This is a genomic window from Aliinostoc sp. HNIBRCY26 (genome assembly GCF_050235535.1).
Taxonomy (GTDB): Bacteria; Cyanobacteriota; Cyanobacteriia; order Cyanobacteriales; family Nostocaceae; genus Trichormus.
The window spans coordinates 5,942,015-5,967,581 of the sequence record NZ_CP189852.1; the positions used below are offsets into that span (position 1 = coordinate 5,942,015).

The window sequence follows — 25,567 nt, forward strand, 5'->3', positions numbered from 1 at the left end:
TGTTACTAGTCCTTAAATCTCAGCTAGGAAAATTACGTAAATCTCTTTTCTTAAGGTGAATCTTGAAAAACTCTACTGATGATTAATATCTGCTGTAGCAATCTGTGATATTACGTTGATACATAGTGGCAAATCTAGAATAAACTTGTCATTTTTCCCTATATCTCTAAGCTACTGACCAATATCTGCACACAGGTTTCAATGTAACAAGCACGACTATAACCCAATGTACCAGTAGCATGACCCCGACGTAACACTCCATACAATAGCATTCCAGTAAAACTATCTACAGCAGCCCGCAAATCTACATCTGTGCGTACTTTCCCCTTCTTCTGAGCTTTTGTGAGATAGGTGACTAGCTGTTCCCGCAGAGCTTGGTCTGCATCGTATAAAATTTGACGAGCTACTTCTGGATGGCGTTTAGCTTCTCCAATAAATGTCCGAATCAAGGCTTCGTGTTCTTCCATCATGCGATTACACAACCGCGCATAATGTCTCAAGTCAATATGTAAATCCTGAGTCCATTCATCCTGATAAGCCAACATTTGTGCCTGTAAAGCCATAGCTTGCTGAATCACAGCTGCTAAAAGTTGCTCCTTCGTTTGAAAATGGCGAAACAAAGTAACTTCATTGACTCCTGCTACCCGCGCAATTTCTCTGGTAGTAGCTCCCGTTAACCCTGCATCAGCGAATACTTCAGTTGCCGCATTGATTAACCGTAACCGAGTGTGCGCTGTTCTTGACATTAAATGATTCATAACATTTATGCAAGCACTTGCTTACAATTGCAAGTAATTGCTTGCATTATATACACAAGATTGTAGGATATGTATCAATTAAGCAAATTAAACATAAAAATAGCTAAATTTTTGATACGTATTCACCCTCTGAATTTTGGATTTTGGATTTTGGATTGAATTTAAAATTAGTTGACTAATGACTAATGACTAATGACTAATGACTATTGACTATTGACTATTGACTATTGACTATTGACCAAATATATCGTCCGTAATAATTCTGGTAGAGTGTAGGGCTTGGGTAAAAATGCTTGCACACCAGAACTAGCCACCTCAGCTAGTTTATCGCTGGATAATAATCCACTAGAGGCAATAATTTTAGCGGTGGGGTTGATTTTTTGTAGTGTGTGGATAGTTGTAATGCCGTCCATATCTGGCATGATCATATCTACTAGCACCACATTAATCTCGGTTTTGTGCTGAATATATATAGCGATCGCATCCACACCATTATTAGCTGTTAACACCCTGTAGTTATGGTTCAACAGCAATGCTTTCGCCATTTCTCTAATCGATTGTTCATCATCTACCACTAGAATTAATTCCCCATTACCTTTGGGGATATCTTGAGCAGCTGGAGGTTGTGATTGTTGACCTGTCACGGCTGGTAGATATACCTGAAATTGACTACCCTTCCCTACTGTAGTTTCGACATTGATAAATCCGGCGTGACTTCTGGTGATACCAATTACCGTTGATAATCCTAATCCCGTTCCCTTACCGATTTCTTTGGTAGTAAAAAATGGCTCAAACATTCTCTCCAATATCTCAGGAGGAATACCCATACCCGTATCTGTTACAGCCAGCATCACATAACAACCCACTTCGGCTTCTGGATATTTCTGCACAGATAATTCATCGATGAAAATATTTGTCGCCAAGATTCGCAAACAACCACCGTTAGGCATAGCATCACGAGCATTAATGCACAAGTTCATGATTACTTGGTTGAGTTGTGTGGCATCACCACTGATTGTCCACAGTTCTGGAGCGATATGGGTGGAAAATTCTATAGATTTAGGAAATGTCTGTTGAATGATGTGCTGGATTTCCGAAACTATGTGCTTAACCTGAATAATCATGCGTTTTCCTGATACACCTCTGGAAAACGACAAAACTTGTTTGATTAATGCGGCTCCTCGCTTGACGTTGCTATCAAGCATTTTGAGTAATTGTCGGCTTTGTTGGTCAGATAATTTTTTTTCCAATAATTCTAATGACATGGATATGGGAGACAGTACATTATTTAAGTCATGGGCAATACCACTAGCCAATGTGCCGATGCTTTCTAGCCTTTGGGCGCGGAGAAACTGTTGTTCGATTTGTTTTTTCTCTGTAATGTCGGTATTGGTTACTAAAATTGATTTTGGTTGTCCTTGATCATCTCGGACGAGAGTCCAACGGCTAGCAACGGTGATTTTTCTACCGTCTTGGGTAACTTGAAGCAGTTCACCTTGCCAAGCACCTTGATGAGTCAGTGCGGGTTGAATTTCTTTGGCTAGCAGTGCGGTTTCATCTGGGTGAAATAAGAGTTGGATGGCATTTTGGCCGATCACAGTTGCGGCTGTCCAACCGTATAAACATTTAGCACTTTCATTCCAAAATGAAATGCGATTTTCTAAATCCTGGACGAAAATCGCATCAGTGGAAATATCAATTAAGGTAGCCTGTTCGTGAATTTTTGCGTCTGCTTGCTTGCGTTGGGTGATATCTTCTGCAATCCCAGCATAGCGATAGATTTTCCCTTTGGTGTCGCGGATGGGAAAACAGCGATCGCGTATCCAGCGAATTTCACCATCTGGGCGGACAATGCGATACTCTAGCTCAAAGCTATCTTGGGAATTGACGACGACAGTCTTGATTTTATCTAAATCTTCTGGATGGACAAAATTAAAAAATGACTGGGGATTCTCAAATATCTGAGTGGCAGATCCTCCAAATATCCGAGTATAAGCTTGACTAATATACAATATCTGAAACTGATCACTGGCTCTCATCCAGAAGATGGCATCAATATTTTCTGCTAGCTGACGGAAGCGTTCTTCACTTTCTTTGAGGGCAATTTCTACTTGTTTGCGCTCAGTAATATCTTGCATAGCGCAGAGTGCATAGACTGTTTGCCCTTGCTCGTTATAAATTGGTGTACTGACTACTTCCAGGGCGATCGCACAATTACCTTGCAGTATCACAATATCATCGATTGTTAATGTTTCTCCCGCTAAAGCGCGAACAACGGGCAATTCATCTGTAGGATAAAGCTGTTCAGTTGAGCCTCGATACAGGTGATAAGCTTGGGAAATTTCCGCAATTGTGGCTTCTCGCGCTCCGTCATCGCCAGCTAGTTGCGCGGCAATGGAATTGGCGTAGACAATTTTGCCAGTGGTGTCATGCAGAGCCACACCAATGGGAAGGGCGTTTAATATTTGTGCTAGTTGATTTTCCCGTTCTTTAATTTGGGTGTACAGTTGGGCATGAGCTAGAGCGATCGCCGTTTGTCCTGATAAAGTTTCTATCAGTGCCAAGTGATATCCACTAAAAGGTTTGTCTTCCTGTTTCTCTAGATAAAGTATGCCTTCGAGTTGCCCTTGATTGACCAGTGGTACACATAGCAGAGATTGGGATTGATGATATTGAATGTTAGCAATTGTTGTAAATGTATCTATGGGAGTTACATTGTTTAAAACAATGCTTGTCTGTGTTTTGGCTACTTGATGGATGATACTTTGAGATAAATAATTAGCAATTGGTAAAGACTGCAATAGACTATTAATGCTAATTTCTCCTAATTGAAACTGCCCAGCAGCTTCTATTACCCATTCCCCACCTTTCTCCATCACTAAAAAGCCAACGTCCGCCTCAGTATGCTCCATGAATATGTAGATTAAGTTTGGGAGTAAATCAGACAGCACAAGTTCACCTGCAATTGCTTGTGATAGTTGTACTACTGTAGTGATATCTAAGGCAGACTCTTGGTAACTATTGACACTCATAGCGCAGGCAACAAGGAACAGGTTTACTGGTCAATGACTATTTTTGAAACATTTTGCCTCATTTACCTGCAATTTGCCTGAATTTACTCCTGCAAACTCTGTTTGAGGGATTTTCTACTCTAATAGCGATCGCATTTACAGGTAAGAGCTTTTCTCTATCAATTATGAATTATTTATAAATTAATACAGATTACAAACGATAGCTGATGCAATGAAAGTTGAGGATATCTTTGTTTCTGGCTTTTTGTCAATTGATCAGCTTTTTCGCCTGATTCAGCACCATCGGCTGGGAAGTCCCTTGATATAATCTGGTTCTAGAAATTAGTTAAGGGGATAGATGACACTTGCTAGTTGCAATGCACCTACCCCCAAATAGCTGCCCAGATGAAGAACCTGGAACCCTATAATCTGGTATCTAATCAACCTAGTATCAGCCGTTATATGTTGATTGTCATTGGGATAGATACGGATTTACAAGATATTTGTGAACAATTCCTACTGAATATTTTTAGAGATACTAAATCCACGCCACTGGCTACAACGAGGGAACCCCGCCCACGCAACTTTCCTCAGTAACGCAGTGGCTAGGATGCTGTATCGATAGTTCCTAATTCCTCGGTCTAAGTCGTTCCCGCCAAGAGGGTGTCGGGGCTGAAGAGTTCGCTGGGGCTGGGGAATTTCCAGAATTTTGAGTTGTAGAGGAACCTGATTCTGATGTCCTTCTGCGCCGGACTCTTACGGGGGTTACTGTGCTGGTATCACTAGCAGTTGTTTCTCGTCTGGGACGATTGCGCCGCTTTCTTCTGGGTGACTCGGAAGATGAGTTATCATCTGTTTGTTGATAGCTGCTTCTGCGTCTTCTCGATGGTCTGGTTTCCTGTTGTTCTTGTTCTTCACTGGTTTCTAGAGGACGGTTAGAAATTTTTCTCCCCTTAATCGGTTGAGCTTTGATACTACCTTTACGACCTTCTAGTTTTGGTCTTTCGGGAAACTTTTCTACCGGCATTCCCTCCACCGCCACTTCCATAAATTCGTGCCAAGCGTAAGCTGCGCTACCGCTACTACCATAGGTGGGGCGGTTATTATCGTTACCTAGCCACACCCCTGTAACTACTTGGGGGATGTAACCAATAAACCATAAATCACGGGCTTCATCGGATGTGCCTGTTTTACCCGCGACTGGGCGATTATCTAATTGAGCTGCTGCACCTGTCCCAGCTTCCACGACGTTGCGTAACATCCAAGTCATAATGGCTGAACTGGTGGGGTCAAGGACGCGTTTTGGTTGAGCATCTATTGACCAAATAACTTCACCTTTGCGGTCGAGGATGCGACGAATACCATGTGGCTCTGTATGTAGTCCTTGAGTAGCAAAAGTACCATAAGCACTAGTTAATTCTAACAGGTTGACTTCATTGGAGCCAAGGGCGAGGGAGTAGTGAGGTAACAGCTTGGATTTAATCCCCATGTTATGGGCAAGGTTAATAGTTGGTTCAAAACCAACATCTAGTAAGACTTTCAGAGCAACTACATTCACAGAACGGGTGAGCGCATCGCGCATATTCATCTCACCCCGAAAACTTTCACTATAGTTTTTAGGTTCGTAGCCGTCAATGACAAAAGGTGCATCTACATAAGTATCGTAGGGGCTTTTGCCTGTGGCGATCGCGGTGGCGTAAACAAAGCCTTTAAAGGTTGAGCCTGGTTGACGTTGGGCTTGGGTGACGCGATTAAATTGGTATTTGCCAAAGTCTTTCCCCCCCACCATCGCCTGAATTTCGCCGTTGCGGGGGTCGATAGCGACTAAGGCGGCTTGTTTGAAGTTTTGCCATCTACCTTGATTTTCTAAGGTTTTGGTAACGGCAGCTTCTGCGGCTTTTTGCCATTTGGGATTCAAAGTTGTTTCCACAATTAAACCCCCTTTGGTTAACACATCGGGGGCAACGTGTTTGGGTAATTCTTGTAAAATATAGCTGCTAAAATATGGAGCTTCTAACTGGAGGCGTTTTGGTAGACTGGTTTGCAGTTTAATTGGTTCTTGGATGGCGGCTTGTTTTTGAGCATCTGTGATAAAACCTTCCTCTTCCATCCTCTGTAGGACTAAATCCCGCCGTTGCTTGGCGGCTGTGGGGTTAGTGGCTGGGGAATAAGCACTAGGTGCGGGGGCGAGTCCGGCAATGGTGGCAATCTCTGGTAAGGTAAGTTGATCTACTGGTTTACTAAAGTACACCCAGGAAGCATCAGCTACACCATAAGCACCTGAACCCAAGTAAACTAAATTTAAATAACGTTCTAAAATTTGGTCTTTAGTTAACTCTTGTTCTAGTTTGTGGGCGAGGCGGACTTCTTTGAGTTTGCGCCAAATTGTCTTTTCTTGCTTGAGGAAGAGAATCCGCGCTAGCTGTTGGGTAATGGTGCTACCACCTTCAACAACATTTTGCGATCGCAAGTTATTCACAACTGCTCTTAAAATCCCCTGGGTATCAACACCACCGTGTTGCTGAAATCTCCTATCCTCAATAGCAATAAAGGCTTTTTGGAGATTATCGGGTATTTGTTCTAGTTTGAGAGATTCTCGCGTTGCTTCCCCTTGCTGTTGTAAGATGCTGCCATCAACTGCCTTAATCGTTAGTGTTTGCTCGCGGATGACTGTTTGCAGTTCTGACTTATCCGGCAAGGAACGATCTATGGTTGAAATCAAGTAGCTAAAAGCGACAATCCCACCTCCTAGACTCAAGCCAGCCCAAAACCACACCCGCCGATAAATCGGCCGCTCACGACTAGTAAAGTTTCCCAATATCCCCACAGTCGCTGTACCCATCTGGCGGAATATTTGTCTAACTTTCGCTGACTTCGTTTGTGGTAATCGCTCATTAGTCGATTCTTCGTTTTTGAATTGATTACCGGGCGACAAGCGTAGTTCCTCCTTATCTTGAGTCACTGAAAATGCGGCTAATTGCTTGAACCAGGAGGTAAGCTTCTCCACATTAGTTCTTCGTCAAATTATGTAGTTATCCGCTAAATACTAAGCAATAGTTTTCTGTGGGCGCACTACATCCGTGTTAGTATAGTATCCCATAAAGAATTCACTGAATTCATTGCTACATAAAAATGTTTTTTTATAGCCATTGAAAATCATTTAAGCATCCAGAATTAATGTCTGGAATGTTTGCATTTACTTGGTAAAATCCTATTCAATCCTAGATGGCATAGGGATACTAGGTGTACTTATTTATTCCCTAAACAAGTAGCAACTCTGGATACAGACCCTTGGGATTCTCTGAGCGCGAATCTGGATTTAGTAAATATTAATACATCTGTTTTAGTTAAATTATTTTCAGAAAAACACTATCAAAAGTATTAGAAAAAATTGAGTGAAAAATGTGTTAGTCCACAAAAGTGCGATCTCACTCGGTAGTAATATAGGTGATTCCCTGACGAATTTAGCAGCAGCCATTGCAGAATTAGTCACAATTGCTGGTATTGAGTTAATAGCTCAATCCAGTTGGTATAGAACTAAAGCAGTAGGGCCACCACAACCAGATTACATCAATGGTTGTATTATTTTGCAACTCACCATGACTCCGCAGCAATTAATCGAGACATTGCTAGCCACAGAACAAAAATTTGGGCGTGTGCGTCAAGAACGTTGGGGGCCGCGATCGCTGGATTTAGATATACTGCTATACGATGACCTAATTATTAATGCACCTAATCTTCAGATCCCCCACCCCCGAATGCACGAGCGAGCCTTTGTCCTTGTGCCTTTAGCGGAAATCGCCCCCGACTGGCTAGAGCCAGTTTCCGGATTAACCGTGGCAGAACTTGTAAAAAAAGTAGACTGTTCTGATGTACATTTGTTAAAGGGCAGTTAAAGTGACCATTCAATCAACGCAAAAAACACTGGCATAATTGCCAACATAGTTATATTTGCGTAGTTACACACAACACAATCTTAGATATGCCATTAGGTAGAGAATTACCACAGCTATTAAAGCAACGCTTATTTTACAAGGGACGCAAGTTTGATTTTGAAGTAAATCGCCTGCGTTTACCCAACAAATCCGAAGGCGAATGGGAGTGCATTCGTCACCCCGGCGGTGCTTTAGCTGTGCCTGTGACTGCGGAAGGTAAACTCATCCTTGTACGCCAATATCGTTTTGCCATTCAAGGTAGGATACTAGAATTTCCCGCCGGGACAGTAGAACCCAACGAAGATCCATTAGATACAGTAACACGCGAAATTCAAGAAGAAACCGGTTACAGCGCGCAGAAATGGGATAAATTAGGCGAATTTTTCCTAGCACCAGGCTATTCCGATGAAATTATCTACGCCTACCTAGCCAGAGATTTAGAAAAGCTGGAAAACCCACCAGCGCAAGAAGCTGATGAAGATATAGAGATTGTATTTTTCACGCCAGAAGCTTTTGAAAAAGCCATTTTAGAAGGCGAACCAGTGGATGCTAAAACAGTTTCCAGCTTTTTCTTAGCACGTCCATTTTTAGTTTAAGTAAGAGCGAGTTTAGTTCTTAAGAACATCACATACTTCATCATCTGTTTCATGTCTAACTTGCAGATTTTAGATTGACTAAAAAACTTCATCGGTTGTCTATGTTTGCAAGTTAGCTAGGAAACATCTGACTACTTTAGTGATTTACCTCCATGAGTCCTAACCCGAAAAAGGAGGATTTACGAAATAGTGCTGCTTTAATTAGGGAGTTGTATCTACGAAAACCTGTTGGTAGAAGCAATGTTGCAATTGCTGAATTGTACCTTGATAACAATGTGGCTTTCTGTGCGGGAGCTACTTCCAAAGGGGGTAGCAAGAGTCCTATCCGCACAATACCTACTCCGAAATCAGAAGGAGGGCAATTTCAGCCATCTATTGACTCTCGTACAAGTCGGTTGATGGATACTGATGCTGAGTATAAGGTCTTATCAGAAATTGCTCATACCCTGGAAATGTTTTACGATCTTCAAGTAAAGGGCAAACTCTATCTTTATACTGAGTTTCAACCATGCGAGAGTTGTAACAGCGTGTTAAGGCAGTTTAGGGAAAAGTTTCCACATATAGAGATAGAGGTTTTTTGGGACTACCCATATCCACCATAATTACTACAGGACTAGGGAGGAGTTATGACTTCGAGAAGGAGTAGTTCTATAAACAGAAAGTCATTATTACTTTGCAATTTACCCAAATCACTACAAGGAACATTAGACAGGGTATTACAAGAACATTATGAAGAACTTTATGAACCAGAAGCAACAGCATCTCTTGAAGAAGCTTTAGACGATATTTTAACTTCATTTCAGAGTTATAATCCCTCATTAAGCCATCTTCGTTGTGTTTGGATGGCATTGATACTTGCTGTTGTTGTAGAACCTACGGTTAAATATTATCAGCCTGATAACTGTATTCCCCAAGTAACTATTAACCAAGTAGCTGTTTGGTTAATAACAACCATCACAGAAATGATGAATAATAAAGAGCAAAGTGTTCAAGCTGTGAGAACAATAGCAGAAAATGCTACAGTCAATCACTTGCAACTTTTGAATACAACAAAAAAAATTGCCAGCTTCCAGATATTATATGAAGCTTTGGATGTTTATAGTAATGCAATAAAAGCACTTGCTCCTAATCAGTCGCTAGCAGCACTGATAGATATTTTAGATGATTGTCTAGAGGGCTACGCCATCTTTCCTGGCTCTGATGGCAGACGTGAATTATTTGAATGGTGGTTATTAGATGTTGTACCAGCAAGCTGGTATTTATTGCCTCCTAGCTCTATCTACTCAACAGGTAGATTAGCACATGAAAAACGCATAATATCTCGTCAAATAGATAAATTAAATGATATCAGTTTGGCAATGTGGAATATTATTTTGCTTGATGATAAAGATAAAAACAAAACTTATAATACTAAGAATATTGGTATATTAACCAATTTAAATCACACATTTAATATTGCTTTCAAAAAGAATTTATTAGATAAAAAACTTGACAATAATAAATATTATATAAAGAAATATAAGACAAGTATAAGTTAAAATATTTGACTATTTTTGAACGGAGAGGATGTCATGCAATGAGTGAGCAAAAAGATGTGATAGGTGAAATTTTAAATAGTCTTCGTGTGGGTGATGCTAACGAAGAAGAAGCAACAGAAAAACAATATGATGAAGAATATATTAATTTGCTACAATCTGCTTGCAAAAATTTTCTTGAAAAAGAGGAGTTTGTAGTTGGACAAATTGTCAAATGGAAAGATAATCTGAAAAACAGAAGACTTCCGTACCAAAACCAACCTGCTATTGTAGTTTCCCTACTAGATGAACCTGTGAATAGTAAAGAGGATGAATCTGGTAGTCCTTATTTTTTAGAAACTTTAGATATCATTTTGGGAATAATAGTTGATGATGGGACTTTTCTAACTTTCTATTATGACAGTAGGAGATTTGAGTCTTATTAAAGTTAAGTTGTAGTTTTCAAATAAAACGAAAGCTGATAATTAGTATCACTTAGATGTAATGTTTAATCTTGAACGTTAGTGTGTTTTAATTTATCGATGGAAGCAGTAAAGGAAACATTTCCGAGTTTGAGGATTACGGTTAATGGTAATGCAGTTAGAACAGGTCGTTCCTTTTGGGAGGTCGCTGGATGAATATGTCAAAATGTTTAACTTGACTGATGCTGACTTACAAAAATCCATTTTGAGTGTAGCTGATGGCCCGGCCAGCTTCAATGCCGAAGGCACACGACAGGGATATCGCATCAAGTCTATTGACCCACTTTACATTTTTACATCGGCGCAAATTCGCGATCGCTTTGCTCAAGTCGTTGATAATGTGATTGCACAAGTGGAACGAACTCCTGATGATTGGGTGTGGAAGTATCATAAATCACCCGATGGTTTGAGGAAAAATCGCGAACAAGTCACGCAACTTTTTTGTGCAGATTTTGAACTTGGCAAATATGAGGGTAGATATGAGGTGGGTGAGTTACCCAAATTAAAATACCAAGATGGTGAATTTGACTTGGGTTTGAGTTCTCATTTTCTCTTTTTATATTCCGACCATTTTGATGAAAACTTTCATTTAGAATCTATTCGGGAAATGTTGCGCGTCTGCAAAGAGGTGAGAATTTTCCCATTATTAACTTTAATGTTACAGCGATCGCCCCATCTGCCATCTATAGTTGAGCAGCTAGAAAAGCAAGGATACCAATGTGAAATTCACCAGGTTGAGTATGAGTTGCAGCGTGGTGGTAATGAAATGCTGAGGATACACTAATTAATTTGCTTTGTCCTTGCGCTATAGATTATTGGTATGTGCTAGCTAATCAATTACGGTAAGGTGAAGTGCTGACTAGAAAAGAACAAATTTCCCAAGTCGTTGTCACTGCTGCCCAAATGCGGGATATTGAAGGACGAATATTTGCCGCCGGAATGCCTGTTGCTGCTTTGATGGAAAAGGTGGCGGGACTTATTGCTAGGCGTATTCAGGATATTTACCCCAGTCCCCGCGTTGGTATCCTTGTCGGCCCTGGGCATAACGGCGGAGATGCGTTAGTTGTAGCCCGTGAGTTACACTTTCAAGGGTTAAATATTTGGATTTACGCACCTTTTTCTAAGTTTAAGGAATTAACGTCGCAGCATTTGCAATATGCTCAAAGTCTTGGCATACCCTGTTATCAAGAGATTGAACAATTACCTGATTGTGATTTTTTAATTGATGGGTTGTTTGGTTTTGGTTTAGAAAAAGCCATTACTGATCCCATCGCTTCAGCAATTAATCATTTCAATAACTGGGATAAACCTATTATTAGTATTGATGTGCCTTCCGGTTTGCATACTGACACAGGTGAGGTATTGGGGACGGCTATTCGTGCAACTTATACCCTGTGTTTGGGTTTGTGGAAGTTGGGTTTATTACAGGATCAGGCTTTGGAATATGTGGGTAAAGCGGAGTTGATTGATTTTGATATTCCTTTGGCTGATGTGCAGGCGGTTTTAGGAGACACCCACAAAATTAAACGCATTACAAAAACCACGGCAGTTTCTACCCTACCTTTACCCCGTCCCCTAGTCACGCATAAATATAAAGAAGGACATCTACTGTTAATTTGCGGTTCGCGACGTTACGCAGGGGGGGCAATTTTAACAGCTTTGGGTGCTAGGGCGAGTGGTGTGGGGATGCTGTCTGTGGCTGTACCGGAATCTCTCAAGCCGCTTTTGGTGTCTCATTTGCCGGAAGCGTTGATTGTTGGTTGCCCAGAGACGGAAAGTGGGGCGATCGCTCAGTTACAATTACCAGAGAAGACAAATTTAAATTCCTTTAGTGCGATCGCTTGTGGCCCTGGATTAACTACAGATGCTACTCCCATTGTCGAAGAAGTGATGCAATGCGATCGCCCTTTAGTTCTCGATGCCGACGCTTTGAATATCTTAGCAGGGCTAGATACCATCCCCACCTTACAAAAACGCCAAGCTGCAACCATCCTCACACCCCACACAGGTGAGTTTCAACGCTTGTTTCCCCATTTACCGGATGCTAAACAAGACAGAATAGCGGCTGTGCAGGAAGCCGCCACCCAAAGTGGGTCAGTAGTCTTATTAAAAGGTGCAAGAACAGCAATATCCAATCCCCAGAGTATCGTCTGGATTAATCCCGAAAGTACCCCAGCTTTAGCCCGTGGTGGTAGTGGCGATGTCTTAACAGGTTTAATTGGGGGATTATTAGCCCAGGCTATCACTAAAGAATTGCCCATAGAAGATATTGTTGCTACAGCCGCATGGTGGCACGCCCAAGCAGGAATTTTAGCAGCTAAAGAGCGCACAGAATTAGGAGTAGATGCCTTTACTTTGACAAATTACCTCCTACCCGTAATTCATCCTGCTTAGGATCTGCAAGTCTCTTTAAAAAACTTTGGGGGTTTAAGTCCCCTGCTTCTATAAGCAGCGTGTTTTGTGTCGGGGTTTAAATCCCCGTCACAAAACGTAATTGCGAATTGCGAATTGCGAATTGCGAATTGCGAATTGTTTTAATTTTGAGGATTCAGAGTTTGGAAAAGAAATAATAATGTACATTCCCAGACTAGACGGGGTTGGGTGTAAGCGAGTAAGTATTTACGTGTTTGTTCTAATTGATTCATAATGGTTGGTTGATGCCATTGTTGCCAGTATGACTGTTGCAGATAATCAACTAACCACAGTTGCGTTTCTGTATCTAATTCCTTATCAATTTGTTTAGCTAGTTCTAAAGCTTGGCGGTAGGAGGTGGGTACTTTTAGTAAATTTGCGAGTAAGTCTGAGGGAATGGCTTGTAACTGCTCGTAAGCTGCGATCGCACTTCCTGGACTACCTGCTGCTATACTCAAAATCGCAGGATACTGTAATATTTCTTCATGCCCCGTCTTTGTCAACACTTGAGTCAAAGACTCTGTATCTAGGCGAGAAAAAGCGATGCGCTGACAGCGTGATACTAAAGTTGGTAACAAAGATTCTGGTGCAGGAGTAATTAAAATTATCGTTGCGTTTCCTGGTTCTTCCAAAGTCTTGAGTAGCGCATTAGCTGCTGCTTCCGCCATCGTTTGGGCTTCCTCCAAGACTACAATATTTCTGGGTGCTTCCAAAGAAGGACGACCGAGGAATTCAGTGATTTCCCGAATTTGCTCTAGCCTAATTACAGGTGGTGCTTTGCGTTTGAGTTTTTTTTCAGCAGCTTCTGCGGCGGTGAGGCGTTGTCCTTGATATTGGTAAGTCGGTTGTACCCAAAAGACATCGGGATGATTCCCTTGACGTAAGCGTTGCTGTAAGGATGACAGAGATTCAGCTTGGACAGCATTAGCAAATAATAATTCAATGAAGCACCGCGCCGCTAAACTTCGTCCCACACCATCCGCACCCACAAACATATAAGCTGGTGCTACTCGATTCTGTTTTACAGCCTGAGTCAGTAATTCTACAGCTTGTGCTTGCCCTAAAAGTGGTGCAAAGCATTCTTTCATGATTAAGTTCATTTTCAATGTTTTGTATCAGATGTGAGTAGAACAACTGGAAAAACAAATACCAGGATTAAGTTCGTAGTAAGGACTTTAGTCCTTTTTTGTTCGCGGGCGAACGCAGAGAGAAATTTAGTTCTCATTAAAAACCTTTAATTATTTTTCCTGTTCTACTTATCGGATTTCTACTTGGGTTGTGAACAAGAATTATCTCTGATTACAGTAAAATTCCCATCATAAATGTTAACTATTATTTCGGTATTCTGCACATAAAAATCAATACTTTACAGTAATAATCGAAAATTTGGTAAAGATGCACACATTTTCTAGACAAAACACCGTTCAAGCACTAACCTAATAAATAAAGATAGAAGCAAATTCTGCTACATAGGTTTAAAGAGTTTCCACTGTTTAAGCACATACTAACTAACCATCAACAATCAAAAAACAATGTTATCGTCAAAACTATTTAGCTCCAAAAGCAAATTCCTGACAGCTTTAGGATTAACTACTATTAGTTTATTGCTGACAACTAACGCAGCACAGGCTTTCACACTTGTTAATAGAGCAGGTTTTACGGATGCAGAGTTTGAGGATCTGCTGTTTAACGGTGACTTTACGGAATTATTTGTGGCTGAAGGCCGCATTGGGAACAATAGCTTAAGTTCTGCGGAAAGAGAATTAGGTCTTAACACACCCTTGATACCTAGTGGTAGTAATTTGATTGGCGGTATACCAGTGGTATCAGGTCAACGTGTATGGGGTAATGGTACACCAGTGAATTTTTCCCTAGAATACACTGGTAGTCAGGTAAACTACATCGTGGACGGACAACTACTCAGCACTACTAGTTTTACTGGTGCAGCTAATAGCATTTTTATCCGTACTCGTGCGGCTGATAATAGTTTTATAGAACTGAGTAACTTAGCCTTTGATGGCACAGCAATTGCTGATAATGTTCTTTCTTCTGTAAGCGGAACGGGAAGAGATATAGACTATCTGCAAATCAGCGATATATCTCAGCCTTTTACCCTCACAGGTCAAGTGTTGATGAGTTGGACGGATGCTGTACCCAGAAATTCAGCCTTAGCTTATCAAATTAAAGTGGGTTCTACTTCTACATCTGTACCTGAACCTGGAATGGTGGGTGCAATGTTCTTAGCTGGTATTGCCGGCGTTGCTTACAACAAGAAAAAGCAATCTGTGAATAACTCAGAGAAAGAAGTATCTCTGTAATTTGAGTTTTGAAGTTGACAGTTAACTGTCCGCAAAACTCTTAACGACGATTATTTTGGGCGGGGTTTAAATCTCCGTCCCACATTTTCCCAATCCCCAGTCCCCAGTCCCCAATCCCCAGTCCCCAGTCCCTATTCCCCATTCCCAGAAAAGCGATCGCCTGTCGCAAATTTCTGTAACTCTGCAACAAACTTTTGATGTTCCCCTGAATTTAATCCTGTTTGCAACACCCCTAACACTTGCTGCATATTACCCGTTACTAATGCGGAGATATCCAGCCACAATCCTGGAAATACTTGACTTTGAATGATACCATCTGCATTTGGTGTTAACTCCACATATTCACCATCTTGCAAGCTGAACCAACTCACAGTGCTTTCAAAAACTTGCCAAACAATATATTCCTGAATACCATTGCGACGATAGGCGCGTTTTTTATCGTATAAGTCTTTAGTCGCACTACTAGCGGCAACTTCCGCAACTAATTCCGGCGCGCCTTCTACATAACCATCCACACCAATATAAGAACGTCCGCCACAAGCAGTATCAATGATCAAAATAGCATCCGGCTGGGGTTCATTATCTAAATCTAGTCGTACAGTCGGGTTATCACCTAGTCGAACACCAGGTGTAGCCACTTTATAATTTCCCAGCCAGATCATTAAATCACCGTGGGGTTCGGCGTGGGGTTCAAAGCGCAGAGGAGAAGCCACGTAAACTATTCCTTCAATTAATTCAGCTTTTTTCAGATTCGGCATAGCACTGTAACGTCGCTCAAATTCAGGACGAACCAAGCGATCGCCACTCTCAAGAGGAGGAATATAATCAGGGGAAGCCGAAGAAGTTGGTTGTTGTGGAGAGGTGTTAACCATAACCGCAAGTGGTGGCATTGGGTAGTTTGATTTTATCAAGAAATTCCTGTGGCCAGCCGTCAGGCAAGGACTACAACCTGACAACTCAAAGTAGCTTGCTATGGCAAATCCTGGAAGTGTAAACGTAAAACTGCCTGTATTGCTTGATGTACACTTTCTTTACTCAAACTACCATCAACCCGAACCGTACGAGAGGCAGAGGTAGCAGCTAAATCTTGATAGCCTTGCTGCACACGACGATGAAAAGCAATAGTTTCTTGCTCAATGCGGTCTAATCCCATTGCATCCCCACGTTTACGAGCAAATCCTACCTCTACATCTACATCTAACCAGATAGTTAAGTCACTAGTTAAGCCACCAGTAGCAATCTGATTAAGTTGATGAATTAAATTCATATCCAAACCACGACCATAACCTTGATAGGCAATGGTAGAGTCAACATAGCGATCGCACAAAACATACTTCCCTGCTGCTAAATTGGGTAATAATTCTTGGGAAACGTGCTGTGCGCGATCGGCAGCATACAATAATAATTCCGTCACCTCAGCCACAGGCTGATCCTCTTTCTTTTCTAATAACAATCGCCGTAAATGGACACCTAACTCCGTTCCCCCTGGTTCACGAGTAATAATTACTGAAATCCCCAAACCTTGTAACCATTCTGCACAAAGCTGCATTTGGCTAGTTTTGCCGCAACCTTCTACACCCTCAAATACAATTAATCTGCCACCCATCTTAAGTAATTCAAAATTCAAAATTCAAAATTCAAAATGAAGAAACCAGCATCTAGACGCTTTATCAGTCTACGTGATAGGTGGATACATTGGGCATGGGGAGACAAGGGAGAAGTAATGAGTGCTGAGTGCTGTTAGCGGTAGCGCGGCGTTTAGCCGATGCTGACTAATGACTAATGACTAATGACTAATGACTATCTGCGTTAACCTAGTTGGGAAGGCAGGAATAAATTCTTATGAAAAAAAGGATTTGGTTGGCACTTTTGGTGCTTGTGGCAATTGTGATTCTTGGTAGTAGGGAGAGTACATTTTTCCAACAGCGTGACTCAGTAGAAATTGTAGAGAGTAGACCAGTAATTACACCGGGAAAGCAACCAGAATCTCCAACAGTTAATCCGGCTTTGCAAGTATCTGCGAATAAATTATTAGCTCATATTCAAAAGTTAAATTTTCAACGCTACACAGCTAAAGAGCGATCGCTAACTCGGATTTATATCACAAATGAATTACGCAAATTAGGCTGGAAACCGAAATTAGAAAGGTTTCCTGATGGTGTGAATGTATTTGCGGAACGTCCAGGAACTGACACCACAGCCAAAGCAATTTTAGTGGCTGCCCATTATGATACTGTAGCTGCCTCTCCTGGTTCTGATGATAACGCTAGCGGTATAGCGGTATTACTGGAATTAGCCAGAATTTTTCACTCTTTACCCACACCCCAAACTTTGCAGTTAGCATTTTTTGACAAAGAGGAAGCGGGATTAGTGGGAAGTAAAGCTTTTGTCCAGGAAGAACAGCGTCTGCAAAATCTCCAGGGCGTAATTGTCATGGATATGATAGGTTATGCTTGCTACACTAGTGGTTGTCAGCAATATCCCCAAGGTTTACCTGTGACTCCACCTAGTGATAAAGGCGATTTTTTAGTTGCCATAGGTGATACAGAACATTTATCACTGTTGACAGCTTTTCAAAAATCTCAGCCAACGAATTTACCAACTGTGTTGAGTTTACCGATTCCCCTCAAAGGTATACTGACACCGGATACTCTGCGGAGTGATCACGCGCCGTTCTGGTATCAAGGAGTTGGTGCTGTATTGGTGACAGACACCGCTAATCTGCGGACACCCCACTATCATCAACCTAGTGATACGCCTGATAATATTGAGCGATCGTTTTTTCTCGGTTCTGCACAAATTGTAGTTAATGCTACTAACACCTTATTAAATCAACAAATTGTACAAACACCGAATTAAAAATCAAAAATACTTCATAGTTTTGCATCTTCCTGTGGAAAAAATGCGCCTACAAAATTAAAAAAGTCAGATTCTATCTTCCATTGAAACATTATTAATGCTACATATGGTTATACAAAATTAAAATGCAAAAATATTCAATGTATAAGGGTTTTTAAATAGCTGAACCCTGTATTAAATATTCACACCTATCGACTGAGATATTGTTAGTTTTGAGCAAAAATCAATGCAAGCCTTGGTGCGTACCGAACAAGAACTAGTTGCACAACTGGAAACGGGCAACGGTCTGCAAGAAAACCGCGATGGGCTGCGTCCCACTTCAGGTGAGCGCGTTTTAGAAGCCACAGCCGCAGCAGCTAACGCTTTATTGACGATAAATGATCTCAATGAAGCGGTGAAAACTGCACTTAAACTCATTGGGGAAGGTTTAGATACCGATCGCGTAGCCGTTATTGAAAATTTCATTCATCCTACCCTACCCCAACGCTGCTGGAAAATTTTATACGAATGGAATTCACCCCATACAGTCTCTCAGATTTCCCATACTAATGCAGCCGAAGGAACTTATGAGGATGGGGGAATTGCACAGTGGTATGAACTTTTAAGCCAAGGTAAAAACCTCATCTATCCCCTAGAGGAAATGCCCGAACCATTTCGCACCGGACAAGCCGCAATAGGTGTTAAGGTGCTGCACGCTGTACCGATTTTTGTTGAAGGTCAGTTTTGGGGTGCATTGGGTTTTGATGATTGTCGGGAAGTCAAGCATCGAGGTGCATCTGAACTAGCCTTACTCAAAACTGGAGCTGCTTGTTTTGGCAGTGCAATTCAGCGTCAACGTATCCAGCAAGCAGAAAAACAACGCACCGCCGAACTAGCAAAAGCCCATCAAGAATTACAACAGCGCGATCGCTTACTATCTGTAGTTGCCCAAGTTACGAAAAAACTTTTAGAAAACGAAGACATTGATGTTGCAATTCCTACAGCTTTACAAGCAATTGGGGAAGTAGGAAGTATGAGCCGCGTGCAACTGATTTTGGAACGTCAAGACCCAATTACACATAAACTACAGCACCACATCGCCTATGAATGGGTAGCTGAAGGCATCATCCCCCAAATCAATCATCCCACAATGGCAGTCATTGATAATGATCATGCTGAGTGTCTTCTCAAAGAACTGTATGCGGGACGTTCGATGTGGTGCATTATTGATGACTTTCCTGATGAAATTAAACCAAAGTTTGCACTTCTGGGAATTAAATCATCTGGAGCAGTGCCATTATTTATGGCTGGAAACTACATTGGCTGTGTAGCTTTTGATGATTGTGTTTATCCGCGTCATTGGAGTCAACAAGAAATTGATGTCTTGACTACTGCGGCTGAAGGTATTGGTGCAGCTTTACAACGTCAACAACTAGTAGAACACCTGATTGCAGAACGTGCTAAAGCTGCCGAAAAACGAGTAGCGGAACTATCTAAAGCCAATACAGCCCTCAAAAATAGCCTCGATCGCCTCGCCACCGATGCCGAATTAGATACATTTCTGGGTCATGTCATCTTAGAAATTCAACATCAACTAGGCGCACAGCGATCGCATTTATTTCTCTATGATGCTGCCTCCCATACTCTACAGTTACATTTGGGTTCGGAGAACGGCCAGGTAATGCCGAAGGCGCAACTAAAAAATATCGCACCCTTCCTAGAATCAATTCCCGCAGACATTACCAAAGCTTGGGAAATCCAGATCACCACCAAACAACCGTTAGAATTTGCCATTTGGGAAAATGCCCATTCCGAACATTGGCCTGAAGCTTTAAAATGGCATCGTCAAATGGGACATCAGACAGCCATGTGTATTCCCCTAATGCTGGGTAGTGACATCGCTTTAGGTTTTTTGGGGTTAGCATTTACCAAGAAAGCCACCTTGAACCCAGAAGAATTTGAACTAGCCCAAGCTTTAGTACATCAAGCAACATTAGCTATTCAACTAACCCAATTAGCCGAAACCGCCAAACAAGCCGCCATCCTCAAAGAACAGGAAAAAGCTGCTAACCAGCAAATTGCTGAACTGGTGAGAGCCAATGAATCCTTGCGTGGTTGCGTGAATCGCCTAGCAGATAAACCAGACTTAGAAACATTCTGGGAACATATCCTTCTAGAAGCCTCCGCCCAAGCTAAATCCTATGCGGCTGCCTTGTTTCTCTACAACGAAACATCCAATACCCAAATCATGAAACGGTATGTCAGAGAAGGCCAGGTACTTTCCATTAAGACTACACCCGACCTAGAACCGTTTCGAGTGCCAGTCAAAGGCAATATGATTTCCTTTTGGAAAGAAGCACTGTTTAGAGGTGAAGCTATATTCTTTAATTTAGATGAATGCAGTCACGCCATTCATTCAGGAGTCAAGTGGCATCGGGAGCAAGGACATCGTTCTATTGTGCGTGTCCCCTTAATTTTGGGTTCTCGTCCCTTGGGATTTATCGGTTTATGCTTCCGCGAACCCAGAACTAGCTTACCCCCAAATATTGAATTGATTATGGCGTTAGCACAACAAGCGACATTAGCAATTCACTTGACGCATTTAGCCGAAAAGAGCCGCCAAACTGCAATTCTAGAAGAACGTAACCGGATGGCGCGCGAAATTCACGATACCCTAGCGCAAGCTTTTACTGGTGTGATTATACAGTTAGGGGCAGCTTCTAGAATAGTTCCGCATCAATTGACGGAGGTGCAAACACACATCACCCAAGCCAGGGATCTAGCCCGTGAAGGACTAGCAGAAGCCAGGCGTTCAGTAAATGCTTTGCGTCCCCAAATACTAGAAACGAACAATTTGTGCAAAGCTTTTAAGCGTTTAGCAGAGCAAATGTCTGTATCTGTGGAAAAACAGATTATTTGTCAGGTTGTTGGTGAAATTTATCCCTTAGCAGTGGATATAGAGAATAATCTGCTACGCATTGGACAAGAAGCATTGACAAACGCCATTAAATATGCAATTGCCAGTGAAATCAAGATTGAATTAGTGTATGAACCCAAGCAATTTATCTTGCGTGTGAAAGATAATGGCAAAGGATTTGAAACAGATAGTTTGCCTACAACCAAAGGTTTTGGCTTGATGGGGATCAAAGAACGTTGCGATCGCATGACAGCACAGCTGACAATTCAAAGTCTCCCCAGTCAAGGGACTGAAATTACCATATCTATTAATCGGGAGTGATCGGGGATTGGGGACTGGGGATTGGGGACGGGGACAAGGTAGAATTTATTTCCTAACTCACTCATTACTTATTACTTATTACTCATTACTCAGCACTCACCACTCAGCACTCCTATGCTTTTGCCAAACCAGATCCGTATCTTGATTGTTGATGATCATCCTGTGGTTCGCCAAGGTTTAGCTGCCATGATTGATCGGGAATCAGATATGGCGGTGGTAGGACAGGCGTGTAATGGGCGTGAAGCTGTCGCTGTATTTCGACAACATCAACCTGATGTCACCTTGATGGATTTACGGATGCCGGAAATGGATGGGGTTGCGGCTATTACCGCTATTTGTAATGAATTTGAAAATGCCCAGATTATGGTGCTGACTACCTATGACGGTGATGAAGACATCTATCGTGGACTCAAGGCTGGGGCTAAGGGTTATTTATTGAAAGATGCTGAACCAGATGAATTACTTGCAGCTATTCGTATGGTGAATGCCGGACAAAAGTATATTCCTCCTTCCGTGGGTGCAAAACTAGCGGAAAGGGTGGGTGTGTTACAACTAAGTGGGCGAGAATTAGAAGTTATCCGCTTGATGGCTACTGGTAAGACTAACCAAGAAATTGCTAGCGCATTGCAGATATCAGAGGGTACTGTCAAGTATCATGTCAATAATATCTTGAGTAAACTGGGAGTGAGCGATCGCATCCAAGCTGTGATTACAGCCCTCAAACGCGGTATTGTCAGTCTTTAAACCTAGCCGAAAGTTAAGGTATTTTCCCCATCCTGGGTATAATTCAATCTTGACTGTTTCCTATGCTCAACACTTAAACTTTGGCATAGGGACAAACTGGGGCTGATCCTATAGAGTAAACCCATTGACTCAATACAAGATTCATACCAATACAATACCAATTCGCAATGGGCTAACGCCCCGCTACGCTAACGCAATGGACTAACGTCCCGCTACGCTAACGCAATTCGCAATACCCGCTATCGCGGGAAGCAAGCTATGCAATGGACTAACGTCCCGCTTTGCTAACGCAACGATGCTCTCACTCTGCTACGCTAACGCAGTGGACTAACTTCCCGCTTTGCTCTAAGCGCAGCTATGCCGCAGGCTTCACGCAATTAAAACGTCAGGTATCATCATGAGTTTTAATGTTTGCCTCTGTTGCATAAAGCTTTAATTTAGACACATTCATAGGAGGATTTGTTGCTAGACTTTCGTCGTTTTGTTTTTGGGAATGGTAGTGAGCAAATCTCTCAAAACTTACAAAACAAACAAGAATTCTGGATTTATCCAGCAAAAGTACCAGGGATTTGGGTATGGGAAATTACAAATGAATCGTTAATGCTGGTGATTGATCCAGTTTTGTTATCTCAAACAGCAGCAGAAATCGGTGGATTACAGGAAAACGATATGGAGTTAATGAATCAGGTAAATTGTCATCCTCAGATAGAAGCGATCGCTTGTTTGTTACAGACAAAACTAAATGAAAACCCTGATGCAGAATCACTCTCACAGGTATTAATAGTTTATCCTCTGCCACAGCACCATGAGTTCCCACTACCAACACCGCATTCTATCGGAGGATTATCCAACCATAGACTCAAGCAGGTACTCAACTACATCCACAGCCATTTGACACAGCCGATTCAGTTAGCTGAGTTATCACAAATTTGTGGGATGAGTCAGTATTATTTTTGTCGCTTATTTAAGCAATCAATGGGTGTGACACCTTATCAATATGTGTTACAGCAACGGATGGAAAAGGCTAAACAACTACTGCGACAAAGAAAATATGCGATCGCAGAAATTGCACTCATGGTTGGCTGTGCAGATCAAAGTCATTTCACCAAACATTTCAAAAAATATACCGGAGTGACACCTAGATATTTTGCCGAACATAGCTGTATGACCACAATTGGCTAACTACTCCCAAAATAGAGGAAAAGACCATGAAGATTGGCATTATTGGCGCAGGAAATATGGGTGGGGGATTGGGTAAAATTTGGGCGCAAGTCGGACATGAGGTCATTTTCTCCTACTCCAGAGATGATCATAAGTTACATCAATTAGCTGTGTCGGCTGGTGAAAATGCCAAAGTAGGAACACCGACAGAAGCATTTTCCCAAAGTGATGTAGTCATGCTGGCTGTATGGATGCCGTTTTTGGAAGAAGCTCTGCGTTTTGCAGATTCTCTAGACGGTAAAATTGTCATAACTTGTGTGAGTGGCTTACAACCAGACTTTACAGGTAAAACCATAGGTATAGCTACTGACTTAAAAACATCCGTCGCGGAGATTATTCAGCAATCAGCACCAACAGCAAAAGTTGTGGAAGCCTTTAACATCACCTTTGCAGAAGTGATTGCGGCTGACTCTAGAAACTTTGGTGGCGATCGCCCTAGTATTTTTTATTGTGGTGATGATACAGCAGCCAAAAAGGTCGTTGCTGGTTTAATTGAGGAATGCGGTTATGAAGCCATAGATGCAGGTAATTTAGTAGTAGCCCGTTCCCTGGAAACCTTAGCTACAGCTTGGGTACAGTTTGCTGTAGCCAGTAGGTTGTTTCCAAATCTAGGACTGAAAGCCTTGCAACGTTAACCAGAGAAAGAAACACCGAATTAACTGCTGTAATTGTCATGGATGCAATATTGAGAGCGATCGCAGTAATTTAGCTTCATCAATTTATCAAAGATTTGTAACACTCCAGTTCATAATTTCACACATCCTAGTCTGTAAATTCCTTATGTGGAAAAAAGCTATTATCTGCTGTTTGGGTACAATCTCCAGTATTTCTATTGCTACACCTATTTTAGCCGCAGAGAAAATTGAATTTAATTATCCACCTTTTGGTGATTTTGATGTCTCCGTCAAAGATTTAGAGCTTTTTGTCAATGAAGGTAAAATCACTCCAAATTTTGCTTTTTATGCTAATCGTACTAAACCTGAGCAACTATCTCAACTCAGAGGGTTTTTAGGGACAAAATTTCAAATTACCCCCACTGTCATGTCCCAATTTACCTACTCACCAATCGGCGAGAAAATGCTACTCCGCTTTGGAGAAATCTTACAGACACGAAATCGTAATAATGGTTTTTATGCCCTGCGTTCTGCTTTAATCTTGTCTGCGGCTAGTCCTGAAGGACTGACATTAATTAATATTATCAAAAAATATTCTAGTCCCAGTATTCGTCTGAATCTTTCAGAAACAACACAAATTATGGGGCAGTTATCAGAGCTACTACAAAAAAGGGATATAGTAGTTTCGCAAATTCAACAATTATCAAATCAAGAAACTGCGAATTCAGCAACAATAGACTTTACCCAAAAACCAGATATTCGCCAACTAGGTGATTTTCAAAGCAATAAATTTACCTTTACTCTACACGATCGCGCTCGTGATGGTAAATCAAAAACTGTCTTAGAGCGTAAATATGATGTTGATGTTTACCTACCACAACCCAAATCAACAACAGTCAAAGATTCTGCACCTTACCCAGTCATTGTGATTTCTCATGGATTAGCAGAAGACCGCAATACTTTTGTCTATCTAGCTCAACATTTAGCATCCTATGGCTTTGCAGTAGCAGTTCTTGATCATCCTGTGGGTAATTCCCAACAATTTCAACAATTCCTCTCAGGAATTGCTAGCCCTCCCCAACCTATAGAACTAGTTGATCGTCCTTTAGATGTTAAATATTTATTAGATGAACTGCAAAATTTAAATGCAACTGATTCCAGGTTTAAAAATCAATTAAATCTCCAACAAGTAGGAATAGTTGGACATTCCCTTGGCGGTTATACGGCATTAGCCTTAGCTGGCGGTACTTTTGATTTTGAAAAAATTAATCAAGAATGTAATCCTAATCGCTCTTTAAATATTTCCACCTTTTTACAATGTCGTGCCAGTGATCTACCACCTGATAACTATCCCATCAAAGATGAACGAGTCAAAGCCGTGATGGTGATGAATCCTGTAAATAGCGTCCTATTTGGAGATAAAGGTGTCAATACAATACAAATTCCGGTGATGATGGTGGCTGCTAGTCAAGACATTTTCACCCCCGCAGTTCCCGAACAAATTCGACCTTTTACAAAATTATCCAGTCAAGATAAATATTTAGTTTTAATTGAAAATGCCACTCACTTTTCTGTACAGTCCGATTTACCCACCAGTACAAGTGTGATTCCTGTCCCCCAAGGATTATTAGGGCCTGATAGAAAAAGTGTGTATTCCTATATGAATGCTTTAGGAGTTGCATTCTTTCAAACTCAGCTTCGCAACCAATCAGAATATAGACCTTATCTCACTGCTTCCTATGCTCAATCTATTAGTCAAGCACCCTTAAATTTGAGTTTAGTGAATTCTAATAGTAACGAAGCAATCACCCAACTTTTAGATAAACTCTACCAAAATTATCCTAATCTCAGTAATCAGAATTAGAGAGGGACTGAGGATTGGGGAT

At 41.5% G+C, this 25,567-nt stretch carries 20 protein-coding genes; 14 read left to right on the forward strand and 6 right to left on the reverse strand.

Features of this window, described 5'->3' with window-relative positions:
* Positions 1 to 158: 158 nt before the first annotated feature.
* The 3 genes from ACQFX9_RS25115 to ACQFX9_RS25125 form a co-directional block, all read right to left on the reverse strand.
* On the reverse strand, positions 159 to 746 hold the full coding sequence (locus tag ACQFX9_RS25115; RefSeq protein WP_427159292.1) for a TetR/AcrR family transcriptional regulator: 588 nt from the start codon (positions 744 to 746) through the stop codon (positions 159 to 161).
* A 236-nt stretch (positions 747 to 982) separates the two neighbouring features.
* Positions 983 to 3,790, reverse strand: coding sequence for a PAS domain S-box protein (locus tag ACQFX9_RS25120; protein WP_427159293.1), 2,808 nt, complete (start codon positions 3,788 to 3,790; stop codon positions 983 to 985).
* A 607-nt stretch (positions 3,791 to 4,397) separates the two neighbouring features.
* Positions 4,398 to 6,776, reverse strand: a complete 2,379-nt coding sequence (locus ACQFX9_RS25125; protein WP_427159294.1) for a transglycosylase domain-containing protein — start codon at positions 6,774 to 6,776, stop codon at positions 4,398 to 4,400.
* Between the two features lie 397 nt (positions 6,777 to 7,173).
* Between ACQFX9_RS25125 and folK the strand changes: the two genes are divergently transcribed.
* The 7 genes from folK (at position 7,174) to ACQFX9_RS25160 (ending at position 12,690) form a co-directional block, all read left to right on the forward strand.
* The gene (gene folK / locus ACQFX9_RS25130; RefSeq protein WP_427159295.1) at positions 7,174 to 7,665 is read left to right on the forward strand and encodes a 2-amino-4-hydroxy-6-hydroxymethyldihydropteridine diphosphokinase; all 492 of its coding nucleotides are present in this window, start codon (positions 7,174 to 7,176) and stop codon (positions 7,663 to 7,665) included.
* Between the two features lie 86 nt (positions 7,666 to 7,751).
* Positions 7,752 to 8,300, forward strand: coding sequence for an NUDIX hydrolase (locus tag ACQFX9_RS25135; RefSeq protein WP_427159296.1), 549 nt, complete (start codon positions 7,752 to 7,754; stop codon positions 8,298 to 8,300).
* Between the two features lie 452 nt (positions 8,301 to 8,752).
* Positions 8,753 to 8,902 carry a deaminase domain-containing protein gene (locus ACQFX9_RS25140; protein WP_427162997.1) on the forward strand — a complete coding sequence of 50 codons (150 nt, stop codon included), beginning with the start codon at positions 8,753 to 8,755 and terminating at the stop codon, positions 8,900 to 8,902.
* 24 nt (positions 8,903 to 8,926) lie between these two features.
* Positions 8,927 to 9,838 carry a hypothetical protein gene (locus ACQFX9_RS25145; RefSeq protein WP_427159297.1) on the forward strand — a complete coding sequence of 304 codons (912 nt, stop codon included), beginning with the start codon at positions 8,927 to 8,929 and terminating at the stop codon, positions 9,836 to 9,838.
* A gap of 38 nt (positions 9,839 to 9,876) precedes the next feature.
* On the forward strand, positions 9,877 to 10,260 hold the full coding sequence (locus ACQFX9_RS25150) for a hypothetical protein (protein ID WP_427159298.1): 384 nt from the start codon (positions 9,877 to 9,879) through the stop codon (positions 10,258 to 10,260).
* A 142-nt stretch (positions 10,261 to 10,402) separates the two neighbouring features.
* The gene (locus tag ACQFX9_RS25155) at positions 10,403 to 11,080 is read left to right on the forward strand and encodes an SAM-dependent methyltransferase (protein WP_427159299.1); all 678 of its coding nucleotides are present in this window, start codon (positions 10,403 to 10,405) and stop codon (positions 11,078 to 11,080) included.
* Between the two features lie 119 nt (positions 11,081 to 11,199).
* Entirely contained in the window at positions 11,200 to 12,690 is a 1,491-nt protein-coding gene (locus ACQFX9_RS25160) for an NAD(P)H-hydrate dehydratase (protein WP_427162998.1), read from the forward strand.
* 140 nt (positions 12,691 to 12,830) lie between these two features.
* Here ACQFX9_RS25160 and holB read toward each other — a convergent pair whose 3' ends face one another.
* Positions 12,831 to 13,808: a DNA polymerase III subunit delta' gene (holB, locus tag ACQFX9_RS25165; protein WP_427159300.1), complete on the reverse strand. Its 978-nt coding sequence runs from the start codon at positions 13,806 to 13,808 to the stop codon at positions 12,831 to 12,833.
* A gap of 432 nt (positions 13,809 to 14,240) precedes the next feature.
* On the opposite strand from holB, the gene ACQFX9_RS25170 reads away from it, so the two are divergent.
* Positions 14,241 to 15,026: a choice-of-anchor W domain-containing protein gene (locus ACQFX9_RS25170; RefSeq protein ID WP_427159301.1), complete on the forward strand. Its 786-nt coding sequence runs from the start codon at positions 14,241 to 14,243 to the stop codon at positions 15,024 to 15,026.
* Between the two features lie 131 nt (positions 15,027 to 15,157).
* Here ACQFX9_RS25170 and ACQFX9_RS25175 read toward each other — a convergent pair whose 3' ends face one another.
* Together ACQFX9_RS25175 and tmk are read right to left on the reverse strand one after the other, a co-directional pair.
* Complete coding sequence (locus ACQFX9_RS25175) at positions 15,158 to 15,898, reverse strand: Uma2 family endonuclease (RefSeq protein WP_427162999.1); 741 nt, start codon at positions 15,896 to 15,898, stop codon at positions 15,158 to 15,160.
* 98 nt (positions 15,899 to 15,996) lie between these two features.
* A complete protein-coding gene (tmk, locus tag ACQFX9_RS25180) occupies positions 15,997 to 16,632 on the reverse strand; it encodes a dTMP kinase (RefSeq protein ID WP_427163000.1) in 636 nt (211 codons plus the stop codon).
* Between the two features lie 236 nt (positions 16,633 to 16,868).
* Between tmk and ACQFX9_RS25185 the strand changes: the two genes are divergently transcribed.
* The 6 genes from ACQFX9_RS25185 to ACQFX9_RS25210 all read left to right on the forward strand — a co-directional run bounded on the left by ACQFX9_RS25185 (position 16,869) and on the right by ACQFX9_RS25210 (position 25,545).
* Positions 16,869 to 17,885 (forward strand): M28 family peptidase, encoded by a 1,017-nt coding sequence (locus tag ACQFX9_RS25185; RefSeq protein WP_427159302.1) that lies wholly within the window; start codon positions 16,869 to 16,871, stop codon positions 17,883 to 17,885.
* Between the two features lie 226 nt (positions 17,886 to 18,111).
* Positions 18,112 to 21,102, forward strand: coding sequence for a GAF domain-containing protein (locus ACQFX9_RS25190; RefSeq protein ID WP_427159303.1), 2,991 nt, complete (start codon positions 18,112 to 18,114; stop codon positions 21,100 to 21,102).
* A gap of 114 nt (positions 21,103 to 21,216) precedes the next feature.
* Complete coding sequence (locus tag ACQFX9_RS25195; RefSeq protein ID WP_427159304.1) at positions 21,217 to 21,846, forward strand: response regulator; 630 nt, start codon at positions 21,217 to 21,219, stop codon at positions 21,844 to 21,846.
* A 462-nt stretch (positions 21,847 to 22,308) separates the two neighbouring features.
* Positions 22,309 to 23,028, forward strand: a complete 720-nt coding sequence (locus ACQFX9_RS25200; RefSeq protein WP_427159305.1) for an AraC family transcriptional regulator — start codon at positions 22,309 to 22,311, stop codon at positions 23,026 to 23,028.
* Positions 23,029 to 23,054: 26 nt separating this feature from the next.
* The gene (locus tag ACQFX9_RS25205; RefSeq protein ID WP_427159306.1) at positions 23,055 to 23,702 is read left to right on the forward strand and encodes an NADPH-dependent F420 reductase; all 648 of its coding nucleotides are present in this window, start codon (positions 23,055 to 23,057) and stop codon (positions 23,700 to 23,702) included.
* A 145-nt stretch (positions 23,703 to 23,847) separates the two neighbouring features.
* Positions 23,848 to 25,545 (forward strand): alpha/beta hydrolase, encoded by a 1,698-nt coding sequence (locus ACQFX9_RS25210; protein WP_427159307.1) that lies wholly within the window; start codon positions 23,848 to 23,850, stop codon positions 25,543 to 25,545.
* Positions 25,546 to 25,567 lie beyond the last annotated feature (22 nt).

Bases quoted from the DNA above. Each gene is read 5' to 3' on its own strand.
- ACQFX9_RS25175 (WP_427162999.1), bottom strand. From the start codon at position 15,898: ATGGTTAACACCTCTCCACAACAACCAACTTCTTCGGCTTCCCCTGAT.
- ACQFX9_RS25135 (WP_427159296.1), top strand. From the start codon at position 7,752: ATGCCATTAGGTAGAGAATTACCACAGCTATTAAAGCAACGCTTATTT.
- ACQFX9_RS25150 (WP_427159298.1), top strand. From the start codon at position 9,877: ATGAGTGAGCAAAAAGATGTGATAGGTGAAATTTTAAATAGTCTTCGT.
- ACQFX9_RS25205 (WP_427159306.1), top strand. From the start codon at position 23,055: ATGAAGATTGGCATTATTGGCGCAGGAAATATGGGTGGGGGATTGGGT.
- ACQFX9_RS25170 (WP_427159301.1), top strand. From the start codon at position 14,241: ATGTTATCGTCAAAACTATTTAGCTCCAAAAGCAAATTCCTGACAGCT.
- ACQFX9_RS25115 (WP_427159292.1), bottom strand. From the start codon at position 746: ATGTCAAGAACAGCGCACACTCGGTTACGGTTAATCAATGCGGCAACT.
- ACQFX9_RS25190 (WP_427159303.1), top strand. From the start codon at position 18,112: ATGCAAGCCTTGGTGCGTACCGAACAAGAACTAGTTGCACAACTGGAA.
- ACQFX9_RS25185 (WP_427159302.1), top strand. From the start codon at position 16,869: ATGAAAAAAAGGATTTGGTTGGCACTTTTGGTGCTTGTGGCAATTGTG.
- tmk (WP_427163000.1), bottom strand. From the start codon at position 16,632: ATGGGTGGCAGATTAATTGTATTTGAGGGTGTAGAAGGTTGCGGCAAA.
- ACQFX9_RS25145 (WP_427159297.1), top strand. From the start codon at position 8,927: ATGACTTCGAGAAGGAGTAGTTCTATAAACAGAAAGTCATTATTACTT.
- ACQFX9_RS25140 (WP_427162997.1), top strand. From the start codon at position 8,753: ATGTTTTACGATCTTCAAGTAAAGGGCAAACTCTATCTTTATACTGAG.
- ACQFX9_RS25195 (WP_427159304.1), top strand. From the start codon at position 21,217: ATGCTTTTGCCAAACCAGATCCGTATCTTGATTGTTGATGATCATCCT.
- holB (WP_427159300.1), bottom strand. From the start codon at position 13,808: ATGAACTTAATCATGAAAGAATGCTTTGCACCACTTTTAGGGCAAGCA.
- ACQFX9_RS25160 (WP_427162998.1), top strand. From the start codon at position 11,200: ATGCGGGATATTGAAGGACGAATATTTGCCGCCGGAATGCCTGTTGCT.
- ACQFX9_RS25120 (WP_427159293.1), bottom strand. From the start codon at position 3,790: ATGAGTGTCAATAGTTACCAAGAGTCTGCCTTAGATATCACTACAGTA.
- ACQFX9_RS25155 (WP_427159299.1), top strand. From the start codon at position 10,403: ATGGTAATGCAGTTAGAACAGGTCGTTCCTTTTGGGAGGTCGCTGGAT.
- ACQFX9_RS25210 (WP_427159307.1), top strand. From the start codon at position 23,848: ATGTGGAAAAAAGCTATTATCTGCTGTTTGGGTACAATCTCCAGTATT.